Genomic DNA, 23,980 nt, shown 5'->3' with positions numbered 1-23,980 from the left:
GGCGGACCTGGACGGGTATCGGCGACCGCGGGCACCTACTCGAGGTGGAAGGTGGCCGAGGCGCGCTCGGCGCTCGAACCGACCGCCTCGATGTAGAGCAGTCCGTCGCGATGGCGCACGTGGCGGCCCGGGAAGTTCTGCGACTCCAGGGAGATCCCGGCGCTGTCGGCGAGGCCGGCTTGACGACGGAAGCTCGCATCGCCGCCGAACAGCGCCGAGCCGTCGTTCTTCTCCACGTACAGGGCGTAGCCCCGGTGGCGTAGGTAGTAACCGGGGAAGTTGGTCGACTCCAGCGACACCGATCCGCCGCCGGCGAGGCCGGTGACGATGCGGAACTGGGAGTCGGCCAGGTTGGTCACGTTCGGCTCGATCCGGGCCCGGTAGTCGTAGTGCCGGATGAAGCTGTTGGCCTGGTCATGGGACCGCAGCCGCACCGGCGTGGCCCCGTCGGGCACCGGGATGCCGAAGTTCGGGGTGCCGTCGGCGTTCCAGTACACCTTCTGTAGCCGGGTGCGTCGGTTCGGGTCGTTGAGCGGATCGCCGGTGATGTCGCGGTAGTTCCGATCGTGGTAGACGAGGATGTCGCTCTGCCCGTCCTCGGAGACGGTGAACGAGTTGTGGCCGGGGCCGTACTGGCTGGTGGCCGCGTTGCTGGCGAACACCGGGCTGGGGCTCTTGCTCCAGGAGGCGGCGTCGAGCAGGTTCGCGCCGGCGGAGGCACTCAGCATCCCGAGGCAGTAGTTGGCGTCCGTGGCGCTGGCCGAGTAGGTCAGGAAGATCCGGCCGTTCCGTTGGATCACCGCCGGTCCCTCGGCAACCCGGTAACCGCGGGTCTCCCAGTCGTACGTCGGCACGACGAGTCGGGTCACGGTGCCGGTGATCTGCCACGGGTTGGCACCCATCCGGGCGAGGTAGACGTTGGAGTTGTTTCCGATCGACGGCTCCTGCTGTGCCCAGGTCAGATAGCGCACCCCGTTGGCGACGAAGGTCGAGGCGTCCAGGCTGAAGGTGTCCCAGGGTGTGGTGATCCGGCCACGTTCCGTCCACGAACCGGCCAGCGGATTCGCGTTGGCGTTCTCCAACACGTACATCCGGATCCGCCACACGTCGTCGGTCCGGCCCGCGGCGAAGTAGACGTACCACCGGTTGTTGATGAAGTGGATCTCCGGCGCCCAGATGTGGGCGCCCATCTCTCCGCTGGTGTGGCGGCTCCAGATCGTCGTCTCCGCCGCAGTTGCCAACCCTTGCAGGGTGGTCGCCCGGCGCAGCACGATCCGGTCGTACTGCGGCACCGTCGCGGTCAGGTAGTAGTAGCCGTCGGTGTGCCGGAAGATGTGCGGGTCGGCCCGCTGGTTCACCAACGGGTTGGTGTAGTTGACGGCCGGCGCGGCGTGCGCCGGCGCGGCCACGGGCAGGCCGGCCGACACGGCCAGCACCACCAGCACCGCGGCCAGTGCCGACCGCAGACGTCGAGGGACGCCGCGGCGGGCAGGCCCCCGGCGGACGGCCCGAGAGGTGTTCGGGTCGGTTCGAGGGAATGGCGGCGGCATGTGTCCTCCGTGGGATTGGGGACGGTCATTGACCAGCACCTGTAGCGCCGCGGCGATGCCGTGGCCGGTCCGGTCGACGCCAGGCGGCGACGTCGGGCAGGGCCGGGGGAGAGGCGTGAAGGGCTGGGAATGTGACGGTGGCGTTGCTACCAGGTGGCGGAGTTCATGTTGGCGTTAACATCGATACATGTCAAGGCGTGCGGGTCGCCGACCTGGCCGGAACAGCGGCCGTCGCGTACCGGGCGGTAGGGTCCTCGGCGTGCTGCGACGGTGGGCTCTGGCGATCCTGATGGCGACGTGCGGCGTGCTGGTGGCGGTGACACAACTGGCCGCCGGTCTGCCCGTCGTCGGCGGCGTCGAGTTGTTGGTCTTCCTGGCGTTGGCGCTGCTGCTGTCGCCGTGGGCCTTTCCCCGCTCGGTGGGCGTCGCCAAGGCGCAACGGGCCAGCGCGGTCGACGGCCGGCCGATCGTGTACTGGCGTCCCGGCTGTCACTACTGCCTGCGGCTCCGGTTCTCCCTCGGCAGGCTCGCCCGGCGGGCGCACTGGGTGGACATCTGGCGCGACCCGGCCGCTGCCGCCGCCGTCCGGGCGGTAGCCGACGGCAACGAGACCGTGCCCACCGTCGTGCTCGGCGATCAGGCTGTCGTGAACCCCGACCGGGCCTGGGTCCGCGAGCAGCTCCGCTCGTCCTGAATCCGCGACACCCTTATCTCACGAGGTCACCGGCGAGGTACACCGCGAGCGGGCCGCGCAGCACCGTGATGTCGCTCGTCGGGTCGCCGTCCACGATCAACAGGTCGGCCTCGAACCCGGGGCGGACCCGGCCCTTGCGTCGCCCCAGGCCACACACCTCGGCGCCGACCGAGGTGGCCGCGGCGAGGGCGACGGTGGCGGGAATGCCGCAGGCCACGTACTCGACGAGCGTCTCGGGCAGGATCCCGTGCGGCTTCGCGGGGCCGAGGCCCGCGTCCGAACCGGCCACCAGGCGGACCCCGGCCCGGTGCAGGGTGGCAACGCCGTCGCGCAGCGCGGCCTCGCTGAGCCCGGCCCGCGCCGCCATCTCCACCACCTCCGGTGGCGTGACCACGGCCGGGTCGGTGCCGAGCGTGGCACAGACCGCCACCCCGGACGCGGCCAGTCGGTCCGCGAGTTCAACGGGAACACGGGCGCCGGCCGCTGTGACGCAGGTGCAGTGCTCGATGCCGTCCACACCGACGCGCAGCGCCTGCTCGACCGCGCTGAGCGCGTGTGCGTGCGCGGTCACCGGCAGGCCCAGATCATGGGCCTGCGTCAGTGCGGCGGTCAGCTCCTCGTCGGTGAACTGCGGTCTCGTGGTGTCGGTGCCCGGGGTGAACACCCCGCCGCTGGCCATGACCTTCACCAGATCGGCGCCGGCCGCCGCCCGCAGGCGTACGGCCTCGCGGACCCCGTCGACACCGCTCGTCTCACCCCCCAACGACCAGCAGTGCCCGCCGACGCTGGTGAGCGGTGCGCCCGATCCCACCACCGTCGGAAGGTCGTCCCGCACCCGCCGATCCCGCCACCGCAGCACCGCGTCACGCCGGTCGCCCAGGTCCCGGACCGTCGTGACGCCAGCCGCCAGGTGCGTACGTAGCGACGCCTCGACGACCGCGTCGAGGTCCGACTCGGGACGATCCGCGAGCCGGCCGAGCGCGTCGGGTCCGGCGTCGGCGCACAGGTGCACGTGCGCGTCGACCAGGCCGGGCAGTAGCGTGCCGTTCGGCTCGTCGCGCACCGACCAGCCTTCCGGCGTCTCGGCGCTACCCCGGTGCACCTCGGCGATGCGCCCCTCGTCGAGCAGGACCAGCACCCCGCCGTCCACGAGCCGTTCGCCGTCGAACATCCGGGCCACCCGGACAGCATGCCTCGTCATCGTCACCCCAACCCGCCCCGCTCGGCCACACCCGCCAGCCACCGGCGCCCGCGGCCTTCGCACCGCTGTCGGCCACCGGTCCTGACCTGACCATCGCAGCACCGCACTGTGCGCAGCCTCCCTCGCCAGAGCGATATCTGTCCCCCTGCCGGGGTTGGCTGCCTGCCGACGCATCCTGCGGGTCGGTGCCTGGAGGTGAGTCGGGACAACACCCGTCGCGGTGGCGTTTTCGACAACCTTCCCGGGGGATACCGACGCCGCCCGACTTCTTGCGCGAACGGGGTGACGACAGGAGGACGGTCATGGCGCTGGCCAACCCGGCACCCGACTACTTCGAGCCCGAGGACGGCATGTTCCTCGCAACACTGCTGATCGTGCGCGATCTGGCGAGGTCCCGGGAGTACTACGAGCGGGTGTTCGGGGCGACCTGCGTCCACGAGAGCAGCCCGTTGATCATGAAGTTCTTCAACAGCTACATCATCATCAACGTCGAGGGCGGTCCGACGGACGACAAGCCGACGGTGCAGGCCAAGGCGCCGGCCGACTCCAACACCCTGAGCTGCGCGATGAACGTCCGGGTCCGGGACATTCGGAAACTCTACGAGGAGTGGAAGTCCCGGGGTGCGGACTTCCTCACCGAGCCGAAGGACCACGGAACGGAGATCCGCTGCTACCTGCGCGACCCGGACGGCTACCTGGTCGAGGTGGGTCAGGGTCTCTGACCGTCGGGACGGCCGGGCGACGGCGGTGATGCCGACAGGGCGGGCCCATCCGGTCGCCGGACGTCCCTCTCGTCGTACCTCGATGGCATCATGCTTCACCGTGGATCATCAGGGGCGGTTTCACCGTGCAGCGCTTGAGTTGGGGATTCCGGACGACGAGATCGGCAGGTTCACCACACATCTCCGGCTGTCGATCCGGTTGGGTGGGGGTTCCGGCGACTCCCCGGTCGGGCAGTTCGGTGGGTTGCCCCGACTGCCGGTGGGCATGGACTGGCCGACCGCCGGACCCAGTCCGTTGCCGTTCGTCTTCTCCGTGGACTGTGCGGCGCTGCCGAGAGTCGACGGCTTCGGCCTGCCGGCAGACGGCTCGCTGCTCTTCTTCCTGAACCACCAGGAGGACCACCTGGCCGGTGGCACCGGGGACCGGAGATACGCCCGAGTCGTGTACGTCCCGGCCGACGCCGCTACCGAGGTGGCGGAAGAACCCGGCAACCCCACGTTCGTCGGCGAGCAGTACGACCTGCACGCCAGACTCCGCCCGGAACTGCCCCCGTGGATCGCGACCGACGACGAGGACGATGACGACGACGGGGACGACGTGTCGCCCTTCCAGCAGCAGTTGGCCCGTGACCTGGAGGTTGACCTGCCACACCTGGACGAACTCCGTGCGCTGGCCGACGACCTCTGGCCGCCCGATGAAGGACTCGCCAGCGCCGAAATCGGTGGGTATGCCGACGACGAGGTGATCAGGAGTATCGCGGAGCAGACCCTCGCCGGGCGGGAGAAGGCCGGTGAGATCGTCGTCCCGGTGGCGCAGTGGTACACCCAACTGAAGAAGGAGCAGCACCGGTTGACGAGCGAGTGGGTGTCGCTCGCGCGGTTCTCTCCGGCCGACGAGTTCTACTACGGCAGTTTCGTCATCCGCCACGACGACCTGGCCGCCGGTCGGCTGGACCTGGCGCTCTCCGTGACCGAGTTCAGCGAGTAGAACACCGGCGCCGCTGCGCTGCCTGCGGTCCTCCGTCGATCAAGCGGCGGGCTACCCTGACCTGCGGTGACTCAAGACCCCCGTGACCAGAGGAGTCGATGCCGAGATGACGGCAGGACGAGCCATGCCGACTCAGGACGAGGTGCTCGGGTACTTCGACACGCTGTCCAACTGGGGGCGATGGGGCCACGACGACGAGCGCGGAACGCTGAACCACATCACCGACGACGTGCGGCTCGCGGCGGCGCGGGCCGTGCGACACGGCAGGAGCGTGTCCTGCGCGTGGGAGGTTTCCGCACCGGCAGACATGGAGCGGTCGACGACGACGTGCCCGTGCACCGCCGACATGCCGGGTGCGGAGAACATGCCACCCGCTTTCCACGCCGACCGGCGCTGGGGCTTCTCGTCCGAGCGGCTCGGCATCTCGTACCACGGCAACACTCTCACCCACCTCGACTCGCCGTGCCACATCTACTGGGACGGCACGATGTACAACGGGCGGTCGCACTCGTTGGTCGACGCCGCGACGGGCTCGGCGTGGGCGGCCGTCACGGCGGCCGCGAACGGGATCCTCACGCGTGGTGTCCTGCTGGACGTTGCGGCGGCCCGCGGCGTGCCGTGGCTGGAGCCGGGGGAGGGCGTGTATCCCGACGATCTCGAGGAGGCCGAGCGTCGCCAGGGGGTGCGGGTGCGACCCGGCGACGCGGTACTCCTGCGGACCGGCTACGGCCGTTTCCGGCACGAGAACGGTGCGGCCAGCGGCTTCACGCAGGCCGGTTGGCACGCGTCCTGCCTGCCGTGGCTGCACGAACGGGGGGTGGCGCTGATCGGCGCCGACACCCCACAGGACGTTCAGCCGTCGGGGTACGACGACGTGTTGATGCCGGTCCACGCCGTGAGCCTCGTCGCGATGGGTCTGTGGATGCTCGACAACTGCGACCTGGAGGCCTGCGCGACGACGGCTGCCGAGCTTGGCCAGTGGGACTTTCACCTGGCGGTCGCACCGGTCCGCTTCGCCGGCACGTCCGGCAGCCCGATCAACCCGATCGTCACGTTCTGACCACGGGTGCTGCGTCTGTCGGCGCATCGGCATCGCCGGACCCAGCCGCTGTGGGCTCAGCTCAGCTCCAGGACGGGCCGGGTCAGGATCTCTTCGGCGTACCCGTCGTCAGAGGCGAGCCACTGGCCGAATTCCTTGTCCCGGTAGGCGGTCGCGAGGGCGAGCCACCCCAGGAAGAAACCGCTGCCTCCGCAGGTGGTGCTGCCGCCGTCGCCGCCGCACACGATGGTGCGCTCCGTGGTCGCCTCGTGCTTGTACGGATCCTGCCCGATCGCCAACCCCCACAGGTTGGTCTCGTGGTGCATCCCGGTCTTGTAGTCGTACGGGTAACCGTCGGCGGGGCAGTCATCGCCCCAGCAGAACAGAGTCGTCGCCCCCGCGCCGCATGCCCACTCCCACTCATCCGCAGTCGTCGTCCGCAGGCCGGCGCTCGCGAGCTGGGCCATCGCCTCGTCATGGGACACGTCCGTGGCCGCTCGGGCCTTCGCCACCTGCCCGGTCTGGTCGAACTCGACGGTCAGCCCACCGGCAGACCGGAACGTGCTCACCCCGTCGAGCTGATCTCCCGCCGACGCGAGGAGTTTGAGCACCCGGGGGTCGTCCGGCGCCAGCGAGACCTGGCAGGGGTCGAACGCTTCAACAGCGACCAGCATCGCTGGCAACTCCACGGTGCGCACCGGCGAGGTCATCGCGTCGACGTACTCGGCCAACGACGGAAGGCCGTACTCCTCAGCGCTGTCGGCGTAGCTGGCCAGCTGGTCCGAGGTGGGCCGGAAACAGACCGCGTCGTGGCCGAGCGTCGGTCGGCCACCGGGCACCAGAGCGAACCGCATCCCGTTCCGCTCGAAGAGCGCCACCCGGTGCGACCGCCCCGCGTACACCGTGTCCTGGAGGCCGACCGGCACGGTCAGACCGTGCCGGTCGGCGATCTCCTCGGCGAGCCGGTGGGCGGCACCATCGGAGAGGTCGTTCCACTGCGCACAAGTGAGATCGGCGTACGTCACCGCGCAAGGATAGGACCGGACGTTCTGCTCCCGCAGGCGCGAAAACGTCACGAGCCGAACGCGTAGCCGCCGGGTCGGACCGGGTAGCGGGAAAGGTGGTACGGGGCGGTGTCGATGCAGTACCGCTTGGCGGGTCTCGTCGGATCGCCGCCGGCCTGGAGCGTCTCGATCTGGTCGGCTCGACCCGGACCACCTTCAATGATCTTGACAACGAAGACGTGATTGACCATCGGGCTTCCGCCGTCCGGGACGACAGCGGTTACCAGTGCGGTGTCGCCCACCACGCTGACGCATGTCACCTCGGCCTGACCCTCGCTCACCACGTGCCCGTCGGGTAGCGCGTGCCGGAAGCGGAACACGCCGTGGCCTGTCCCGTGGTGGTCGACCCAACCCAGGACGCCGAACCGGATCTGATGACCGAGTGTCCCGGGCTCGTCGTAGACGAAACCGCCGACGCCGGCGATCCACGCACCCGGCGTGGCGGGTACCTCCGGTGGGTCCTGGTCGTCGGCCTGCGCCGACACCGGGGCACCGACGGCCGCCACGGCCCCGACGAGCATGGCGACAAGTAACGTGCGGATTTTCATGGCTTCTCCAGTCTTCGAACGATGGCTGCGCGCCGGCGGTAGTCGGCGGCCACGGCGATGACGAGCGGGCCCCACGCGAGCATTGGGGCGTAGTAACGGAACACGTCCCAGCCAGGGGGCGGGTGCACCGGTTCGTCGCCGCCGATGCCGACCCAGCCGCTCTGCACAAGGTGGAATCTCTGGTTCAGGAGGACGTACACGCAGATGACGACGAGCGACCAGCCGCCGATCAGCGCGACGCGCACGACCGGACGGGCCGGGATCCGACGGCCGCCGATGCGGGGCACCCGGTGCGGGACCCGCTGTCCCCACCGGTGCACCAGCCCGAGTGTCGACAGCGCCAGTCCCATCGACAGGGCGGACAGGAAGACCATGTACCACTGGGTGACGGCGTCGTCGGTGAACACCAGCGACAGTCGCCAGGCCGCGGACGGCAGGACGCAGAGCGGGACGGCGTAGGCGGCCCAGACCGCCCACGGCGGCGGGTCGGCTGTCGAGACGCGGGCAGAGTCAGCGTGGTTCATGGACGCTCCGAAGTCATGGACCTACGATCGCCGGCCGCGGATCAGCTCTCCTCCCCGACGGATGGGGAAGCGCTCCCTCTGCCGGGGGACCTGCCGTCCGGGTACTGACGCGGGCGGTGCGGGGCCGGCGACGGTCGCCTCAAGGAATGCTCAAATTCGATCGACGTCAGCCACTGGGGCCGCGAACGCACATACGCTCACCGGACCGGTCCGCCGGCAATCACCCGTCGTAGGCAGAAGGAGGGGGAATGCGGCGATCACAACGGCGCATCGCGCTACTCGCGCTGTCCACCCTGGTGGGTAGCATCCTCGTGACGACCGGCCCTGCGGGCGCGGATCCCACGGGGCAGTCAGCCGCCACCAGCCGATCCCAGCCTGAGGATCGTGAGTCGGTACGCCTCGTCCACATCAGGCTGACCGGTGCCGACATGCTGGACAAGGTGGCCGCGGCCGGCTTCGACCTCGAACACGGCCTCCGGCGCGTGCCGAACGGCATCGAGGGCGAAGCGGTGGTGACCGCCGAGCAGGTCACCGAACTCACGGCGATGGGCGTCGAGCTGCTTGGCGACGACGCGGGCTTCGCGTGGAGCAACGAGGCCGACGGTGGCCTTGGTCTCGGCGCGGCCAGCGCCCGGGCGGCCCAGCCGGCGAACCACGACGCGACGGTACGCGTGGTCCGCGCCGACTGGTTCACCACAAAGGGTCAGGGTTTCCTCTACGTCGAGGCGCGGACCACCGAGGGGCAGCAGGCGGACCCCATCGTCGGGATGCAGCTGGAGAACGACTCGGGGAAGGGCACGCCGTTCGGCTTCGCCCGGACGATGAGCCGGTTCGTCGACTCCGGGCAGTACATGTTCCACCGGAACCTCTTCAAGCTCGACGTACGCCCCAACAAGATCAAGCTGACGAGTTCCACCGGTGGCGTCGCGACCGGCGTCGTCTCCAACTGGCTCGAGGACGCCCCGCCGCCGCTGACGGCGAACCCGTCCTACAAGTCGGACTTCGTGGACGGCTACCGGCACCCGCAGCAGCTCTACAGCCGGGCCAAGGAAATCGCCCGTCAGTACCCGGACATCGCCGAGATCGTCTACCTGCCGAACCAGACGAACGGGTACCAACGCAAGGCACAGGCCCAGATCGGTGGTACGGGGCAGGCGGCGGTCGTCGTCACCTCGGCGGCGTGGGGTCACCAGGGCGGCAACGACATCACAGTGGACTTCGTGGACCGCCCAGACCCGGATCTCCCGCTGGCGGTGGAGGTCACCGGCAAGGCGGTTCGTGTCCTGCTCGCCACGGACTCCTCGGGCGCGCCGACGAGCACGGCCGTCGAGGTGGCCGAGGCGCTGCGGACCCGCTCAGCGGGCCTCATCGACCGGGCGCACCCGTACCGCACCAACGAGGGCACCGGCATCGTCGCTCCGACGGCCGGCCCGGTCGCGCTGACCGACTTCCTCGACCAGAAGCGCGTCGGAGCACCGGAGGGCGAGGTGCCGCGCGGCCCCGCGACGATCCCGGTCCTGCGGATCGGCAAGCACCGTGACGGTAAGAAGCCTGGTGTCCTCATCCAGGCGCAGGACCACGCCCGCGAGTGGGTGCCGGCGACGACCAGCCTGGAGTCGGCCGAACGTCTGGTGCACAACTACCGGTCCGACCGGGAGACGAAGAAGATCGTCGAGAACACCGACGTCTTCTTCATCCTGTCCAACAACCCCGACGGGGCGAACTACAGCTTCTACAACTTCGCCTCGCAGCGTAAGAACATGACGAACCACTGCCCGGACGCGAGCGCCGATCCGGCGCAGCGGAACTCCTGGGGCGTCGACCTGAACCGGAACTACCGGATCGGGTCGGGCCACGACGGCTACGCGGGAGGGTCGACCAACTGCGTCAGTGGCACCTACCAGGGGCCGGGGGAGCTGTCCGAGCCCGAGTCGAAGAACATCATCTGGCTGGTCGAGAAGTACAAGAACATCAAGTTCATGATGTCGGTGCACTCCAACGGCGGCCAGCTCTTCTGGCAGCCCGGCGCCTACATCGCGGACGGCCGGATCACCACGCCGCGTCCGCCACTGGGTGACGAGGCGTTCTACTGGCAGTCCGCCGCCCGGATCCTGTCGCAGGTCAAGGCGCACCGGGAAACTGTCGTCACGCCGGAGAACGTCGGCGGCTCGTCCGACGTCCTCTACTCCTCGGCGGGCAACGTACGCGAGGACCTGTACCACACGTACGGCATCTACGCGTTCGGCTGGGAGGTCGGAGGCTCCGTCTACAACCCGGCCACCGGCGACTGGCAGGGCGGCTCGTTCCAGCCGGAGTGGGACGGGAACCCCGAGCTCGTCAGTGGCCACGCCGAGACGATGGAGTACGCCAACGGGATCATGGAGATGTTCCGGGTCGCGGCGGACTGGGGCAGGGACAACAAGAACCCGACGTCCCAGCTGGTTCCGGGTGCGGGACGCTACTCCGGGCCTGTCGACGTGCGCTTCGAGACCAGCGAGCCGGCCACCATCTACTACACGACCGACGGCAGCCGGCCCACGCTCGAGTCGCCCCGCTACGCGGCCACCGAGTTCCGTGAGCCGGGGCAGGTGTTCCACGTGACCGAGACGACGACTTTCAACTGGTTCTCGGTCGACAGCGCCGGCAACATCGAGAAGAACTACGACCCGACGAAGAACGACAAGCGCAACAACTACCGCACCGCGACGATCAGGATCGCCAAGAGGTAGCGCCCCACGACGATCGTTGCCCCGTCGGTGCGGACCACCCGCGCCGACGGGGCAACCTCTGCACGAACGGGTCGCGTCGGTCAGCCTCGTCGGCCGGCCCACAACGGGCTGTCCACGTAGTGGTTGTCGTAGCGGTCCTGCGCGTTCGCCCAGGCCATGCACGGCGCGGACCTGTCCTGGCGGCGGGAGTTGGCCGGCAGACCGTCGCCGACGTCCGGGCCGGCGTCGAGCGCGGTCACCTCGAAGCCCCAGCCAACACCCGCGCCAGGACCGTGGAACTGCGCTAGGGCGTCGTCCGGCCCGCTGTCAGCGGCCGTGCACCTCCAACTCCCACAGCGAGTAGCCGTAGGCGGGCAGGGCCCGCCGGGTGCCCTGGACGCGCAGGTAGCGACCGGTGGCCGAGATGGCGATGTCGTCCACACCGCCGTCGCCCGTGGTCGTGGTGTGCACCGGCGACCAGCTGACGTTGTCCGGGGAGACCTGGGATCTGGTACGCCCGCGCGTACGCCGCCTCCCAGGTCAGCCGGACCCGGTCGAGGGTGCGGGACGCGCCGAGGTCCACCGAGATCCACTGCGGGTCGGCGTACGCGCTGCCCCAGCGGGTCGTCGTGTTGCCGTCCACGGCGTTGGCCGCCGCGTGCGCGCTGCCCGGCTCGACGCTGGACGCGGTGACCGGCTTGCCCCGGGAGAGCAGGGTGCCACCGGCGGCGGTGCCGTAGACGTTGAGGTCCCACAGCGAGTAACCCCACTGGGTGGCGCGTTGGGTGCCGTAGACCCGCAGGTAACGGCCGGTGCCGGTGACCGTGAGGTCGTCGACGCCGCCGTCTCCGGCGGTCGTGGTGTGCACCGGCGACCAGGTGATGTTGTCGGGCGACACCTGGACCTGGTACGCCCGCGCGTGGGCCGTCTCCCAGGCCAGCCGCACCCGGTTGATCGCGTACGCGGCCCCCAGGTCGACGGTGATCCACTGCGGGTCGGCGTACGCGCTGCCCCAGCGGGTCGTCGTGTTGCCGTCCACGGCGTTGGCCGCCGCGTGCGCGCTGCCCGGCTCGACGCTGGACGCCGTCACCGGCCGGCCCTGGGCCAGGTCGGTGGCGGGTGGCTCACTCGGACCGTCGGTCTTGATCCGCACGTTGCGGTAGTTGATGTCCATTCCGGCGCCGTCGTTCTGCAACCCGATGTAGCCGTTGGCGATGGCCCGGCTGCTGACGTAATCGTTGATCTTGGCGCCGTTGAGCCAGATCTCGACCCGCTGGCCGTGCACGCCGATCTCGTAGGTGTTCCAGGAGCCGGGTGGGTTGAGCGCCGCCGCGCGGGTGGCCTGGTTGGGTGCCTGGAAGCTGTAGACGCTGCCGGTGGTGCGCGTCGGGTCACCGTCGGTGGCGTCGATCTGGATTTCGTGACCGGCGGCGACCGGGGCCCACGGGTCGCCCTGCGGATCGGGGAAGCCGATGAAGACCCCGCCGTTGTCGTCGCCCGGCATCATCCAGTCGACCTTGAGCGAGTAGTTGGCGAAGGTGCGCACCGGGTACCAGAGCAACCCCATGCCACCGTTCGACGTGAGGGTGCCGTCGGCCACTGTGAAGCCGCCCGGCCCCGCCTGCCGCCACTGGCCGAGGCTGGCCTGGGTGCCGTCGAACAGCGGGGTGTAGCCCGGCTCCGGCCGGCAGTCGGCCGCCACCGCCCCGCCCGCCACCTGGATGCCGCCCAGCAGCATGCGGGTGAAGTTCGGGTCGGTGTAGCTCTGCTCGGTGTGGCCGAGGCCGGTGTACCAGGCGCGTCCGCCGCCATAGCTGTGGCACCAGGTGATCGGGTGGTCACCACCCATCGACCCACCGGTGTACGACGACTCGTCGAGGCTGGCCAGCACCTTGACCGTCGAGCGGGGGTTGGTCCGGTAGTTGTACCACTCGTCGGTGCGGGTCCAGGTCGACGGCAGGTGCGCGGTCGAGGCGTTGGCCCGGTCCTCGACCCGCACGGTCGCCTGCTGGATGGCCGGGTGCGAGGCGAAGTATCCGCCGACCAGCCCGCCGTACCACTGCCAGTCGTATTCCGTGTCGGCGGCGGCATGCACTCCGACGAAGCCGCCGCCGGCGGCCAGGTACGCCTCGAAGGCGCCCTGCTGGCCGGCGTTGAGCACGTCGCCGGTGGTGCTGAGGAAGACCACCGCCTGGTACTGGGCGAGGTTGGCCGTGGTGAAGGTCGCCGCGTCCTCGGTGGCGGTGACGGTGAAGCCGTTCGCCGCGCCGAGCTGCTGGATGGCGGCGATGCCGTTCGGGATGGAGGAGTGCCGGAAGCCGGCGGTCTTGGAGAAGACCAGGACCTTGCCCAACGGTGCGGCCTCGGCCGGGGACGAGGTGATTGTCGCCGCACCGGCGGCGAGGGTGAGTCCGGTGACGACGGCGGCGGCGAGCGTGCTGATGGCGCGTCTGCGCATCGGTGCTCCTTGTGGGAGGGCGGACGGACGGGGCACGGCAGATTGCGGCCGGCGGGCCCGAACGGCCCGCCGGCTCCGGCGTCAGAGGGCGATCAGGTCGAACTGCTCCCGGCCGCCGTCGCCGACCGAGGCCGCGACCAGGTTGCCCGCGTCGGCACTGGTGGCGCTGTCGTACCGGCCGATCGCCTCCAGGAGGTTGCCCAGGTAGACGTCGACGAGCGCTTTTCGTAGCGGTGGCGTCATCTTCATCGACACGATCTCCTCTGGATCGTCGTGCGGATGCAGGTCTCGCACCCGGTGTGCCCACGTCCGCCGAAACGAGGGCGATGTCGAGACGACGCGGAGCGGTGCCCCCGTGCCGGGTTGACGGCAATCGGACGAACATCGATCAACATCGTTGATGTGCAGTTAACCTCGGGCGTCTGTGAGGGTCAATCCCTCGGGACTGGCAGGATCGCCTCAGGCGTGAGCCGCCACGTTGATGATGTTGCCGTCCGGGGCGCGGACGAAGAACCTACGTACCCCCCACGGCTCGGTGGTCAGTGGATGCACGATCTCGTAGCCGAGCCGCTGCGCTTCCGCATAGGCGCCGTCCACGTCGTCCACCTGCGCGCTGATGATCGAGTCCTCGGGTGCGGTCGCGTCGCCGGAGACGAGCTGCACGGCCACGTCGGGGTCGGCCGAGGTGTAGCGGGCCACCCAGCCCAGGTTGAACGCCTCGGTGCTCAAACCGAGGAAGTCGGTGTAGAAGCCCTTAGCGGCGCTGATGTCAGCCACCGGAAGGTTGGGCAGAATGCGGATGACGCGCATGCGCACCTCCAACTCGGACGATTCGGACCTCGTGATTATCCGCCTGACACCGCGGTCGCCATGGTGGATTGTGATGGGGTGGCGGCCTCCGACGACCTGAGCGATGCCGAGAACTGGACCGGCGGGTTCTACGAGCTGATCCTGATCCTCGACCCCGCCGATGATGCCCGGCTCGATCGGGCCGTCAGTGCATTGTGGCGGGCCGCGGACGTCCGCGAGTGCCGCACCGGGGCTGGCCTCGTCGAGGTCAGCCCCGGTGCGGACGCGTTCGCGGTGGACGGGCACCTGCGCGGGACGCTCACTCTGCCGTGCGGCGAGCGGGTGGTGTGTGGCAGCTACACCACCCGGTACGAGGGCATCGACAGCCTGGAGCTGTACCTCCCGCTCGGTGCGCTCGCCCGGGTGGACGGGAGGGTCGGCGGATTCCCCTTCGATGACCGCAGCGGCGTCGAGTCGCTGAGCTGGCGCGCCGCACTCGACCGGTGGCTGGCCGACATCGCCGTCACGATGTACGCCGACGTGCCGTTCGCACGCGCCATCATCGGCTTCGAGGTCGACGAGGACGCCGACACCAGCTACACCGCTCGGCTGATACCCGGGACCAATGGCATGGAGTACCACCCGGCGACCACCTGAGCTGTGGACGCTGCCCCTCGCCGTGACCGTCAGGCTCTGACCCGCTCGGCGACCCGTACCGCGATGGCCCTGAGCTGCTCGGCGGAGAGCGGAGGCCCCGGCTGTGCGGCGACGGCCTGCTCGTCGACCCCCACCATGTTGTTGACGCTCGCGCTGAGCACCCGGTTGCCGGGCAGTTGGATCGAGTCGATCTCTGAGCTGACCGTCGCGGCGGTACGACGCGGCCTTCCCACCGGGGGTTGCACGCCGGTCCGCTGTCATTGCCGCCGAGGATCTGGAGGTGGTCAGTCGGTGCGGATGCCGGACAGGATCTGCATCGCTCGGCGTTCCCGGTCGGCGAGGTCGCCGAGGATCGCCGAGGCGCGGGTGAGTTGGTCCGGGTCACCCGTCTGTCCGGCTGCCGCGATGTGGTGGGAGACCTGGACCCACAGCGGGGCGATCTCGGCGTACATCTGGTGACCGAGGCGGAGATCGGCGTCGTCGACGATGGTGGCGCATTCGGCGAGGAAATCGCGGTACATGGCACGGAACAGCGCGCCACCGGTCCCGCCGTGTTCCATCAGCGTCGCGGCCAGCGGGAGGTCACGCGACGGGTCGCTGGAGCGGTCGAGCCATCGGGTCACCTGCCGGGCCGCCTTGGCGATGCCGCGGTGGCCCAGGTTGGCGATGGGTGGGTTGAGGAAGGCGTCGGCGTTGCCGCGGATGCTGGCCCGGATGGCGGTGCCCAGATCCGGCGGGCCGGTCGGGCTGGCGACGGTGTAGGAGAGGTGGCGGGCGGTCATCGGCCCGCGTTCGTTGCGGGCCCGCGCCAGGCTCGTCAGCGTGGTGGTCACGGCACCACCCTGCTGGGCTGTGTCGATCAGGTAGGCATGGGTGTCGTCGTAGCCGTACATGGCGACGAAGTGACCGCCGAAGTGGACCTTCGTGGTGAAGTAGTCCAGGTGGTACGAGTCCAGTTGCAGGCCGACCGGACGTCCGGCGGCCAGGGAGCCGGCGACGTTCCGCCAGGCCTTACCGGGTGAGGCGGTCTCCTGGATCTGCAACGCCAGGCCCAGCCGGCTGGCGACGGTCCGGGTGATCGTGGTCGGCTTGGTACGGCCGCCGAGGAACGGAAAGGCCATGCTCCTGGCGTCCCAGTAGACGAAGCCCAGCCCTTCGCCGAGGCCGAACAGCAGGGGCTCGGACAGGTCGAGGCCCTCGTGGCGTAGCAGGGCACCGAGCGTGGTGGTCTCACAGTGCTGACCGGCGGGGAACGCCACCTTCTCGATGATCATCCGGCTCCCTGATCTGGTGTTCGTGGGCCAGCCGGCCAGGCGGTCTGCCGGGCTGGGCCGGCGATGCCAGCGGGGGCGGCGATGAGCACCGACGATCGGATCGTACGGGCCCGAGAGAGAGTCAGCTCAGCGCGGCCGCCTTGCCGAGCAGCACCGAGCGTTCGCGCTGATTGGCGCAGAGCCGGGCGGCCAGTTCCAGCTCGGCGCGCGCCTCCGGAAGCCGGCCGAGGCGGGTCAGCAGCTCGCCGCGTACGGTCGGGACGAGGTGTGACCCGGGGAGCCGGTCCGAGGCGACAAGCTCGTCCACGATGGTCAGGGCTGGCGCCGGACCCGAGGCCATGGCGACGGCGACGGCCCGGTTGAGTTCGACCACCGGCGAGGGCGCGACCCGGCCGAGCGTCTCGTAGAGCTGCACGATACGGGCCCAGTCGGTCTCCTCGACCGAGGCTGCCGACGCGTGCGTGGCCGCGATCGCGGCCTGTAGACCGTAGGGGCCGAGGCCGCGCTGCGATGCCCTGGCCAGCGCGGCCAGCCCACGGCGGATCGCCGGGAAGTCCCACAACCGGCGGTCCTGCTCCTCAAGGAGGATCGGGGTGCCGTCCGGGTCGGTCCGGGCCGGGAAGCGCGCGGCCGTCAGCTCGCACAGGGCGAGCAGGCCGTGCACCTCCGGCTCGTCCGGCTGTAGCGCGGCAAGTGTGCGGGCCAGCCGGATCGCCTCGTACGCCAGGTCGGGCCGCAGCAGCCGGTCGCCCGACGTGGCCGTCGACCCCTCCGTGAAGATCACATAGAGGACGCTGAGCACGCCGCCCAGCCGCTCCCGGCGTTCGCCGGCCGGCGGCAGCTCGAACGGCACCCCGGCCGCCGCGATCGCCTTCTTGCCCCGGGTGATGCGGGCCTGCACGGTCGGCACCGGCACCAGGAACGCGCGGGCGATCTCCTCAGTGGACAGGCCGCCGACCACCCGCAGGGTCAGCGCCACCCGCGCCTCGCGGGAGAGCACCGGGTGACAGCTGACGAACATCAGCGCCAGCACATCGTCGTCGATCCGGTCGGGGTCGATCTCCTGATCGAGCGCGGGATCGGCCGCCAACAGGGCGTATCGCTCGTGGAGGGCGACCCGGCGGCGGATGGCGTCGATCGCCCGCCGCCGGGCCGTCGCCATCAGCCACCCGGCCGGATTGGCCGGAGAGGCACGCGGCCAGGCCACCAGCGCCTCGGCCACCGCCTCCTGGGCGGCGTCCTCGGCCAGCCCGAAGTCACCGGTGAACCGGGTCAGCGCGGCCACGATCCGCGCCGACTCGATCCGCCAGACGGCCTCGACGTCGGCCGTACCCATCAGATCTGGCCGTTGCTCTCGCCGCCCTGCGGGACCTCGTCGGCCTCGGCCACCCGCCGGACCTCGATCTTGGACCCGCGGACCGCCGGGACCCTCGTGGCCCACTCGACCGCCTCCTGTTTCGTGGCGACATCGAGCAGGAAGTAGCCCCCGAACAACTCCCTGGTCTCGCCGTACGGACCGTCGGTGACCACCGGTGCCTCGCTGCCGAAGTCGACCACGACGCCCTGGCGCGGATCGTCCAACCCTTCGGCCGCGACGAGAACGTCCGCCTTCATCATGTCCTCGATGAACTGGCGGGTGCTGGCCATCATCTCGTCGAGGTTGGCCATCATGGCCGCGTTCGTCTCATCGGTGCCCCGCATGATCAACATGTACTTCGACATCGCGTTCTCCTCATTCGACGAGGCCGTCTCCCGGCCCCAGCATCCCCACGTCGAACGAGCGGCCGACGGATCGACACGGGTCCGAACGTTCTTTCCCAGTGACCGGGGCAGTCAGGGTCAGTCGTCCTGCGGCGGCGCGGTCAGTTCGGCGTGCCGCACCGTGAAGTTGCCGCGTGTCACAGTGGCGAACGCGGCCGGCGCGAGGCACGTACCGATTCGGGCGGGGCCCCATTGGCCCGCCTCGTCCTGGTCCATGCTGGCTGACCAGGTGAAGCCGACCCGGTCGCCGTGGCGCCCGCCGTCCTGCACGCTGAAACCGACCCGCTTGCCGACGAAGTCACTGGCCATCTCGTCGGCGCGGGTGACGATGCCGGTCAGTGTCGCATGGCCCGGGCTGGTGATCATGCAGTCCACCGACGCCTCCCACCGCACGGTGATGTCTGCCGCGGACAGCCAGTGTGAGACGCGCACCGTGCCCGTCGCGTCCGCCGGGGTGCCGTGCTCCCCTCTCGGAACCGGGAGCGATGTCTCCAGAGTCGGCGAGGTGGGAGCGGAGTGATCCCCTCTGCGAGGGGAGTGGCTCCCTCGCACCTGGGACATCGGGCCTCGACTGCCGGAGAACACGCCCGGCCGGCGACTATTGATTCGATAGGCAATCGTCAATAGATTGAGAGTGGGCGCCGCCGGGGTCCGGGACCGGGCCGTCGGCGGCTGACAGGTCCACCCCCGAGCCGGGCACTTCGGTCGTACGCGCGACCGGTCGCTGTGGCGCACCGCCGCGCCGCATCCAGGGCACGTTGTCGCGCCGCGTCCGTCCAGGACGCGCTGCCGTGCCGCCTCCGCTCAGCTCGATGGCAGAAGGACCCTTCATGACGATTTTCCGTGCCCGCCCCGCCGCGACCCTGGTGGTCGTCGCCGCGCTGGCCGCCGCCGCGACCACCACCGGAGCGGCAATGCTCAGCGGCCCGGCCGCAGCCGCCCAGGGCTGCCGGGTCGACTACACGCCCAACCAGTGGCCCGGCGGATTCACCGCCACCGTCAAGGTCTCCCCGGGGGACGCGGCCGTCTCCAGTTGGACAGTCACCTGGACGTACGCCGGGGACGAGCGGGTCACCAGCGGCTGGAACGCCACGGTCAGCCAGTCCGGCTCGACGGTGACCGCCCGCAACGCGTCCTACAACGGCAGCATCCCGGCCGGCGGCTCCACCGAGTTCGGGTTGCAGGGCACGTACGGCTCCAGCGGCGGTGCACCGACCGGGTTCAGCCTGAACGGCGTGCCGTGCAACGGCGCCACCCCGCCGCCGACGACGCCTCCGCCGACCACCCCTCCGCCGACGACCCCTCCGCCCACCACCCCGCCACCGACCACGCCCCCGCCGACCACCGAGCCCCCGGCCGGGTGCGCCGGCGCGGTGCTCTGCGACGGCTTCGAGGGCCAGACCGGTTCGACGCCGTCCGGGGACTGGACCGTGGTGAGCCCGGACTGCTCCGGTGCCGGTACCGCCACCATCGACACGGCGACCACGCACAGCGGCAGCCGGTCGGTTCGGATAAACGGCGCCGCCGGGTACTGCAACCACGTCTTCATCAGGTCCACGAAGAACCTCAGCAGCGTGGGCAACGTCCGATACGGGCGGGTCTGGGTGCGGCACACCACCGCCCAACCGACCGAGCACACCACGATGATGGCGATGGCCGACGCCGCCGACGGCAACAAGGACCTGCGGCTGGGTGGCCAGAACGGCGCGTTGCAGTGGAACCGCGCCTCCGACGACGCGACCCTGCCCGAGCAGAGCCCGGCCGGGGTGGCGCAGAGCCTGCCGTTGCCCACCAACCGGTGGACCTGCGTGGAGTTCATGGTGGACGGCGCGACCGGTCAGCTGCGCACCTGGGTGGACGGGACCGCCATCCCCGGGCTGACCGCTGACGGCGCACCGACGCACGACATCGACGGCCAGTGGTACAACCGCACCTGGCGACCGCAGCTCACCGACCTGAAGCTGGGCTGGGAGAGCTACGGCGGTGGGGCCGACACCCTCTGGTACGACGATGTCGCGCTGGGGTCCAGCCGGATCGGCTGCTGACCCGTCGGGGTCGTGAGTGGGGGCCGTCAGCGGTGCCCCGCCGTGGGGATGAATGCATCGAGGGTGTGACCCGGATTCCGGGTCACACCCTCGATCGCGTCGGCGTCGACGTGAGCGGGTGCCGGCCGGAACGCGGGCCGGCGTCCGCCGTCGGCTGACGCACCGCACCCCCACCTGCCAGGCCGCAGGGGCTGTTGATATGTTCGCGCCCATGAAAACCGTTTTCATTAAGACCGGCCTGTGCCTGGTGCTGACCGTGGCCGGCTGCTCCGACGGGGGAGCCTCCGCACCGGCCGCGCAGGACCACCTGGCCAACCCGGTCCATCTGACCAACTGCGGACTGCCGGTCAGCGTCCCCGCGCCGCCCCAGCGCGCGATCGCACTGGAACAGAACGCCACCGAGATCATGCTCAGCCTGGGTCTCGCCGATCGGATGGTCGGCACCAGCTACCAGACCGACCCGGTGCTGCCCGAGCTGCGCCCGGCGTACACGAAGGTGCCGGTGCTGGCCAAGCTCTACCCCTCACGAGAGGCGGTCCGGGCGGTGAACCCGGACTTCGTCTACTCGACCTACACCTCCGCGTACGCCTCGGACGCCGCGGGCTCGCGCGCTGACCTGGCCACGCTCGGCGTGCCGGCGTACCTCTCCGAGTTCGCCTGCGAGAAGCCGGCGGACGCGACCCAGACGGTCACCTTCGACGGGATCTTCGACGAGATCCGCGACATCGCCAGCGTCTTCGGCGTCCCGGAGCGGGCCGACAAGCTGATCCACGACCAGCAGAGTCGGTTGGACGCCGCCCGAGGTGCGGCGCCAACGGCCGCGCCGAACGCCGGCCCGTCACTCCTCTGGTACTACTCCGGAACGAGCACCCCGTACGTGGCTGGGCACGGCGGGGTTCCGGACGCGATCAGCTCGCTGCTGGGCGCCCGCAACGCGTTCACCGATGCCAGCCAGAAGTGGCCGGCCGGCAACTGGGAGGAGATCGCCAAACGCAACCCGGAGGTGATCGTGTTGGCCGATCTGACCCGGGGCGGCGACGGCGACAGCGCCCAATCAAAGATCGACTTTCTGCGCCGCAACCCGGTGACCTCGAAGCTGGACGCGGTGGTCGCCGGACGGTTCGTCACAGTGCCCGGCTCGTCGATGGACCCGTCGATCCGCAGCGTCCAGGCGGCGGAACTGGTCGGCGCCAACCTGCACGGGACCGCCCGATGACCGCGCCGGCCGGCGCCGAGGTCGCCGCGTTGGACCAGTCGGCCGCCCGCCGCCTGCTCGAACTCTGGAACGACCAGCAGTCCGCCTATGTCGCCCACCGCGATCTGCGGTTCGACGCGATGGCCGACGTGCTGCGGCTGCACTGCCCGGACGACCTCACCATCCTCGATCTGGCCTGCGGTCCCGGTGCGATCAGCGACCGGATGCTGGCCCAGTTCCCCCGCGCCACCGCCGTCGCGGTCGACTACGACCCGATCCTGCTGGAAATCGCGCGGCGTGCCCTGGACCGGTACGCCGCACGGGTCGAGGTCCACGACGTCGACCTGGTGGCTGACGGCTGGGAGGAGGCGCTGACCGGACGGCGGGTCGACGCCGTGCTCACCTCGACGGCACTGCACTGGCTCGCGCCGGAGGAACTGCTGCGGGTCTACACCACAGTGGCGCTGCTGCTGCCCGCCGGTGGTGTGCTGCTCAACGCCGACCACCTCCGCTATGACGAATCGGCGCGCACCCTGCGCGACATCGCCGGTCGGCACGACACGCAGGTGCAGCAGGAGACGTTTGCTGCCGGAGCGCTCACCTACTCCGCCTGGTACGCCGAGGCAGCCCGACACCCGGAACTGGCCGGCCTGGCTGCCCAGCGGGAACGGCGGTTCGCCGACCGGCCGCCGCAGGCCCCAGCCTCACTGGCGTTCCACCTGGCTGCCCTTCGCACGGCCGGGTTCGCCGAGGTCGGCACCGTCTGGCAGTACCTGGACGACTACGTGGTGTTCGCCCGCCGATGAACCCGCGAGCCGCACGATCCCTCGTCTCGACGAGCGGCCCGCCCGGGTCGACGCGAGGGGACTCACCACCTGTTACCGGCATCTCGAAGAACGGCCGGTACGTCCTGCCGCTGGCCCTGCTCCTGCTGCTCGTCACCATCGCGGCGGCGGTCAGCGTGGGCTCGGCCGACCTGCCGGTCGACAGCGTTCTACGCGCGGTGGCCAGCCACGTGGGCCTGCCGGTCCAGCCGCTACCGGCGTTGCCGGACAGCATCGTGTGGGATCTCCGGCTGCCCCGTGTGCTGTTGGCCGCGTTGGTCGGTGCCGGTCTGGCGGTGTGCGGGGCGGTGCTCCAGGCGCTCACGCGAAATCCCCTCGCCGACCCGTTCCTGCTCGGTGTCTCGTCCGGCGCCTCCACCGGAGCGGTGGCGGTGCTGGTACTCGGCATTCGGATCGGCGCCGGCCCGGTCGACCTGACCACCGGCGCGTTCGTCGGCAGCATGGCCGCGTTCGGCGCGGTGCTGCTGCTGGCCGGCCGGCGGGCCGGCGAGCCGACCCGGATCGTTCTCGCCGGGGTGGCGGTGTCGCAGCTCTTCAGCGCGGTGACCAGCCTGATCGTGATCTCCGACGCGCACACCCAGGACACCCGTAGCGTGACGTTCTGGCTGCTCGGCTCGCTAACGGCGGCCTCCTGGGCATCGGTGACGCTGGGCGCCGTGGTGGTCGCCGTCGGCCTGTTGGTCTGTTGGGCCAGTGCGTCGGCGCTGGACGCGTTCGCGTTCGGCACCGATACCGCCCGCTCGCTCGGTTTCTCCCCCGGGCGCACCCGGCTGCTGCTGTTCACCGTCACCGCCCTGATGGCGGCCGCGCTGGTCGCGGCGAGCGGCGCCATCGGTTTCGTCGGGTTGACCGTGCCGCACGCCGTACGGTTCCTGTTCGGCTCCGGGCATCGGACGCTGCTGCCCGCCTGCGCGGTGATCGGCGCGATCTTCCTGATTTGGGCGGACACCGTGGCGCGGACCGCCTTCTCGCCACAGGAACTGCCGGTGGGCGTGCTCACCGCGCTGCTCGGGGTGCCGGTGTTCGCGCTGGTCATGCGACGCCGCACGGGTACGCCGTGATCGGGTCGGGCGCCGCCGGCGGGGGAGCGGGCGGCAGTGGTCGAGCGACCGGCGGTGATCCGTACCCGGCGAAAGCGTTGCCGGCGCGGCTGCACACGGACGGGATCGGGTGGGGCGTGGCCGGCGTACGGATCCTGGCCGGGGTGGCGCTCACCGCCGAACCGGGCGCCACGGTCGGGCTGCTCGGGCCGAACGGCTCCGGCAAGTCGAGCCTGCTGCGACTACTGGCCGGGCTGGCGCGGCCGGAGTCCGGGCGGGTGCTGCTCGACGACGTCGCGGTGGGCGCGATACCCCGGCGTGCGCTGGCTCGACGGATCGCGGTGGTCACCCAGCAGGTGGCCACCGACGTGGAGATGTCCGCACTGGAGGTGGTCCTGCTGGGCCGGACCCCGTACCGGCCTCGCCTTGCCGGGGTCGGCGCCGCGGATCTGGACCTGGCGCGGCGCGCGCTCGCCGAAGCCGGCCTGGCCGGGTTCGAGCAGCGGCGCTGGTCCAGCCTCTCCGGTGGCGAGCGGCAGCGGGTGGATCTGGCCCGCGCTCTGGTGCAGGAACCGGATCTGCTGCTGCTCGACGAGCCGACAAACCACCTGGACATCCGGCATCAGTTGGAACTGTTGCGGTTCCTCGCCGAGTCGGCCACCACCGTCGTGGTGACCCTGCACGACCTCAACCTGGCCGCGCAGTACTGCGACCGGCTGGTGCTTCTGCACAGCGGGCGGGTGGTCGCGGCGGGTACGCCCGTCGAGGTTCTCACCACCAGCCGGATCGAGCAGGTCTACCAGGTGCGCACGGACGTTGACATCGGCGCTGACGGTCGGCCCCGGATCTGGTACCGCAGCCACGCGACATAGGCGCCG

At 70.5% G+C, this 23,980-nt stretch carries 25 protein-coding genes; 11 read left to right on the top strand and 14 right to left on the bottom strand.

Annotated features, from left to right (window positions below):
• Positions 1-35 precede the first annotated feature (35 nt).
• A complete protein-coding gene (locus ABTW72_RS01585) occupies positions 36-1,550 on the bottom strand; it encodes a family 43 glycosylhydrolase (protein WP_350852813.1) in 1,515 nt (504 codons plus the stop codon).
• Positions 1,551-1,809: 259 nt separating this feature from the next.
• On the opposite strand from ABTW72_RS01585, the gene ABTW72_RS01580 reads away from it, so the two are divergent.
• Positions 1,810-2,244, top strand: a complete 435-nt coding sequence (locus ABTW72_RS01580) for a glutaredoxin domain-containing protein (protein WP_350852810.1) — start codon at positions 1,810-1,812, stop codon at positions 2,242-2,244.
• A gap of 13 nt (positions 2,245-2,257) precedes the next feature.
• On the opposite strand, the gene ABTW72_RS01575 is transcribed toward ABTW72_RS01580, so the two are convergent.
• Positions 2,258-3,445: a metal-dependent hydrolase family protein gene (locus ABTW72_RS01575; RefSeq protein WP_350852807.1), complete on the bottom strand. Its 1,188-nt coding sequence runs from the start codon at positions 3,443-3,445 to the stop codon at positions 2,258-2,260.
• Between the two features lie 302 nt (positions 3,446-3,747).
• Between ABTW72_RS01575 and ABTW72_RS01570 the strand changes: the two genes are divergently transcribed.
• The 3 genes from ABTW72_RS01570 to ABTW72_RS01560 all read left to right on the top strand — a co-directional run bounded on the left by ABTW72_RS01570 (position 3,748) and on the right by ABTW72_RS01560 (position 6,215).
• Positions 3,748-4,167: a VOC family protein gene (locus ABTW72_RS01570; protein WP_112583511.1), complete on the top strand. Its 420-nt coding sequence runs from the start codon at positions 3,748-3,750 to the stop codon at positions 4,165-4,167.
• A 139-nt stretch (positions 4,168-4,306) separates the two neighbouring features.
• Positions 4,307-5,155, top strand: a complete 849-nt coding sequence (locus ABTW72_RS01565) for a DUF1963 domain-containing protein (RefSeq protein ID WP_350852804.1) — start codon at positions 4,307-4,309, stop codon at positions 5,153-5,155.
• 106 nt (positions 5,156-5,261) lie between these two features.
• Positions 5,262-6,215, top strand: coding sequence for a cyclase family protein (locus tag ABTW72_RS01560; RefSeq protein ID WP_350852801.1), 954 nt, complete (start codon positions 5,262-5,264; stop codon positions 6,213-6,215).
• A 56-nt stretch (positions 6,216-6,271) separates the two neighbouring features.
• On the opposite strand, the gene ABTW72_RS01555 is transcribed toward ABTW72_RS01560, so the two are convergent.
• From ABTW72_RS01555 to ABTW72_RS01545, 3 genes are read right to left on the bottom strand one after another with little or no spacing between them, the layout of a single operon-like run.
• Positions 6,272-7,219: a hypothetical protein gene (locus ABTW72_RS01555; protein WP_350852798.1), complete on the bottom strand. Its 948-nt coding sequence runs from the start codon at positions 7,217-7,219 to the stop codon at positions 6,272-6,274.
• 47 nt (positions 7,220-7,266) lie between these two features.
• A complete protein-coding gene (locus ABTW72_RS01550) occupies positions 7,267-7,806 on the bottom strand; it encodes a hypothetical protein (RefSeq protein WP_350852795.1) in 540 nt (179 codons plus the stop codon).
• The gene (locus ABTW72_RS01545) at positions 7,803-8,330 is read right to left on the bottom strand and encodes a hypothetical protein (RefSeq protein ID WP_350852792.1); all 528 of its coding nucleotides are present in this window, start codon (positions 8,328-8,330) and stop codon (positions 7,803-7,805) included. Before ABTW72_RS01545 ends, ABTW72_RS01550 begins: the two co-directional genes overlap by 4 nt.
• 248 nt (positions 8,331-8,578) lie before the next feature.
• Here ABTW72_RS01545 and ABTW72_RS01540 point away from each other — a divergent pair, with 248 nt between their 5' ends.
• Positions 8,579-11,059, top strand: coding sequence for a M14 family zinc carboxypeptidase (locus ABTW72_RS01540; RefSeq protein ID WP_350852789.1), 2,481 nt, complete (start codon positions 8,579-8,581; stop codon positions 11,057-11,059).
• An 80-nt stretch (positions 11,060-11,139) separates the two neighbouring features.
• Here the strand turns inward: ABTW72_RS01540 and ABTW72_RS01535 are convergent, their stop codons facing one another.
• The 4 genes from ABTW72_RS01535 to ABTW72_RS01520 all read right to left on the bottom strand — a co-directional run bounded on the left by ABTW72_RS01535 (position 11,140) and on the right by ABTW72_RS01520 (position 14,306).
• Entirely contained in the window at positions 11,140-11,298 is a 159-nt protein-coding gene (locus ABTW72_RS01535; RefSeq protein ID WP_350852786.1) for a hypothetical protein, read from the bottom strand.
• A 44-nt stretch (positions 11,299-11,342) separates the two neighbouring features.
• A complete protein-coding gene (locus ABTW72_RS01530; RefSeq protein WP_350852783.1) occupies positions 11,343-13,496 on the bottom strand; it encodes a ThuA domain-containing protein in 2,154 nt (717 codons plus the stop codon).
• An 81-nt stretch (positions 13,497-13,577) separates the two neighbouring features.
• Positions 13,578-13,790, bottom strand: coding sequence for a hypothetical protein (locus tag ABTW72_RS01525; RefSeq protein ID WP_350852780.1), 213 nt, complete (start codon positions 13,788-13,790; stop codon positions 13,578-13,580).
• 165 nt (positions 13,791-13,955) lie between these two features.
• The gene (locus tag ABTW72_RS01520; RefSeq protein WP_350852777.1) at positions 13,956-14,306 is read right to left on the bottom strand and encodes a VOC family protein; all 351 of its coding nucleotides are present in this window, start codon (positions 14,304-14,306) and stop codon (positions 13,956-13,958) included.
• Positions 14,307-14,384: 78 nt separating this feature from the next.
• Here ABTW72_RS01520 and ABTW72_RS01515 point away from each other — a divergent pair, with 78 nt between their 5' ends.
• Positions 14,385-14,942 (top strand): hypothetical protein, encoded by a 558-nt coding sequence (locus tag ABTW72_RS01515; protein ID WP_350852774.1) that lies wholly within the window; start codon positions 14,385-14,387, stop codon positions 14,940-14,942.
• A 29-nt stretch (positions 14,943-14,971) separates the two neighbouring features.
• On the opposite strand, the gene ABTW72_RS01510 is transcribed toward ABTW72_RS01515, so the two are convergent.
• The 5 genes from ABTW72_RS01510 to ABTW72_RS01490 form a co-directional block, all read right to left on the bottom strand.
• The gene (locus ABTW72_RS01510) at positions 14,972-15,175 is read right to left on the bottom strand and encodes a hypothetical protein (RefSeq protein WP_350852772.1); all 204 of its coding nucleotides are present in this window, start codon (positions 15,173-15,175) and stop codon (positions 14,972-14,974) included.
• A 51-nt stretch (positions 15,176-15,226) separates the two neighbouring features.
• Positions 15,227-16,216, bottom strand: coding sequence for a BtrH N-terminal domain-containing protein (locus tag ABTW72_RS01505; protein ID WP_350852769.1), 990 nt, complete (start codon positions 16,214-16,216; stop codon positions 15,227-15,229).
• 121 nt (positions 16,217-16,337) lie between these two features.
• The gene (locus ABTW72_RS01500; protein ID WP_350852766.1) at positions 16,338-17,552 is read right to left on the bottom strand and encodes an RNA polymerase sigma factor; all 1,215 of its coding nucleotides are present in this window, start codon (positions 17,550-17,552) and stop codon (positions 16,338-16,340) included.
• A complete protein-coding gene (locus ABTW72_RS01495) occupies positions 17,552-17,938 on the bottom strand; it encodes a YciI family protein (RefSeq protein WP_350852763.1) in 387 nt (128 codons plus the stop codon). Before ABTW72_RS01495 ends, ABTW72_RS01500 begins: the two co-directional genes overlap by 1 nt.
• Positions 17,939-18,055: 117 nt before the next feature.
• Positions 18,056-18,343: a hypothetical protein gene (locus ABTW72_RS01490; protein WP_350852760.1), complete on the bottom strand. Its 288-nt coding sequence runs from the start codon at positions 18,341-18,343 to the stop codon at positions 18,056-18,058.
• Positions 18,344-18,807: 464 nt separating this feature from the next.
• Here ABTW72_RS01490 and ABTW72_RS01485 point away from each other — a divergent pair, with 464 nt between their 5' ends.
• The 5 genes from ABTW72_RS01485 (at position 18,808) to ABTW72_RS01465 (ending at position 23,974) form a co-directional block, all read left to right on the top strand.
• Positions 18,808-20,022: a cellulose-binding domain-containing protein gene (locus ABTW72_RS01485; protein WP_350852757.1), complete on the top strand. Its 1,215-nt coding sequence runs from the start codon at positions 18,808-18,810 to the stop codon at positions 20,020-20,022.
• Between the two features lie 211 nt (positions 20,023-20,233).
• A complete protein-coding gene (locus ABTW72_RS01480; protein ID WP_350852754.1) occupies positions 20,234-21,238 on the top strand; it encodes an ABC transporter substrate-binding protein in 1,005 nt (334 codons plus the stop codon).
• Positions 21,235-22,023 carry a class I SAM-dependent methyltransferase gene (locus ABTW72_RS01475; RefSeq protein WP_350852751.1) on the top strand — a complete coding sequence of 263 codons (789 nt, stop codon included), beginning with the start codon at positions 21,235-21,237 and terminating at the stop codon, positions 22,021-22,023. The genes ABTW72_RS01480 and ABTW72_RS01475 overlap by 4 nt, the downstream gene beginning before the upstream one ends.
• Positions 22,020-23,123: a FecCD family ABC transporter permease gene (locus ABTW72_RS01470; RefSeq protein ID WP_350852749.1), complete on the top strand. Its 1,104-nt coding sequence runs from the start codon at positions 22,020-22,022 to the stop codon at positions 23,121-23,123. Before ABTW72_RS01475 ends, ABTW72_RS01470 begins: the two co-directional genes overlap by 4 nt.
• Positions 23,120-23,974 carry an ABC transporter ATP-binding protein gene (locus ABTW72_RS01465; protein ID WP_350852746.1) on the top strand — a complete coding sequence of 285 codons (855 nt, stop codon included), beginning with the start codon at positions 23,120-23,122 and terminating at the stop codon, positions 23,972-23,974. Before ABTW72_RS01470 ends, ABTW72_RS01465 begins: the two co-directional genes overlap by 4 nt.
• Positions 23,975-23,980 lie beyond the last annotated feature (6 nt).

The organism is Micromonospora sp. NPDC127501 (assembly GCF_040302185.1).
Taxonomy (GTDB): domain Bacteria; phylum Actinomycetota; class Actinomycetes; order Mycobacteriales; family Micromonosporaceae; genus Micromonospora.
The sequence above is the reverse complement of the archived record's forward strand: the minus strand, read 5'-3'. Positions and strand labels throughout refer to the sequence as shown.

Excerpts from the sequence above, each read along its gene's own strand:
- ABTW72_RS01585 (WP_350852813.1), bottom strand. The coding sequence starts at position 1,550 with ATGCCGCCGCCATTCCCTCGAACCGACCCGAACACCTCTCGGGCCGTC.
- ABTW72_RS01505 (WP_350852769.1), bottom strand. The coding sequence starts at position 16,216 with ATGATCATCGAGAAGGTGGCGTTCCCCGCCGGTCAGCACTGTGAGACC.
- ABTW72_RS01550 (WP_350852795.1), bottom strand. The coding sequence starts at position 7,806 with ATGAAAATCCGCACGTTACTTGTCGCCATGCTCGTCGGGGCCGTGGCG.
- ABTW72_RS01485 (WP_350852757.1), top strand. The coding sequence starts at position 18,808 with ATGACGATTTTCCGTGCCCGCCCCGCCGCGACCCTGGTGGTCGTCGCC.
- ABTW72_RS01545 (WP_350852792.1), bottom strand. The coding sequence starts at position 8,330 with ATGAACCACGCTGACTCTGCCCGCGTCTCGACAGCCGACCCGCCGCCG.
- ABTW72_RS01520 (WP_350852777.1), bottom strand. The coding sequence starts at position 14,306 with ATGCGCGTCATCCGCATTCTGCCCAACCTTCCGGTGGCTGACATCAGC.
- ABTW72_RS01475 (WP_350852751.1), top strand. The coding sequence starts at position 21,235 with ATGACCGCGCCGGCCGGCGCCGAGGTCGCCGCGTTGGACCAGTCGGCC.
- ABTW72_RS01490 (WP_350852760.1), bottom strand. The coding sequence starts at position 18,343 with ATGATCACCAGCCCGGGCCATGCGACACTGACCGGCATCGTCACCCGC.
- ABTW72_RS01470 (WP_350852749.1), top strand. The coding sequence starts at position 22,020 with ATGAACCCGCGAGCCGCACGATCCCTCGTCTCGACGAGCGGCCCGCCC.
- ABTW72_RS01575 (WP_350852807.1), bottom strand. The coding sequence starts at position 3,445 with ATGACGAGGCATGCTGTCCGGGTGGCCCGGATGTTCGACGGCGAACGG.
- ABTW72_RS01480 (WP_350852754.1), top strand. The coding sequence starts at position 20,234 with ATGAAAACCGTTTTCATTAAGACCGGCCTGTGCCTGGTGCTGACCGTG.
- ABTW72_RS01540 (WP_350852789.1), top strand. The coding sequence starts at position 8,579 with ATGCGGCGATCACAACGGCGCATCGCGCTACTCGCGCTGTCCACCCTG.
- ABTW72_RS01570 (WP_112583511.1), top strand. The coding sequence starts at position 3,748 with ATGGCGCTGGCCAACCCGGCACCCGACTACTTCGAGCCCGAGGACGGC.
- ABTW72_RS01530 (WP_350852783.1), bottom strand. The coding sequence starts at position 13,496 with ATGCGCAGACGCGCCATCAGCACGCTCGCCGCCGCCGTCGTCACCGGA.
- ABTW72_RS01560 (WP_350852801.1), top strand. The coding sequence starts at position 5,262 with ATGACGGCAGGACGAGCCATGCCGACTCAGGACGAGGTGCTCGGGTAC.
- ABTW72_RS01500 (WP_350852766.1), bottom strand. The coding sequence starts at position 17,552 with ATGGGTACGGCCGACGTCGAGGCCGTCTGGCGGATCGAGTCGGCGCGG.
- ABTW72_RS01495 (WP_350852763.1), bottom strand. The coding sequence starts at position 17,938 with ATGTCGAAGTACATGTTGATCATGCGGGGCACCGATGAGACGAACGCG.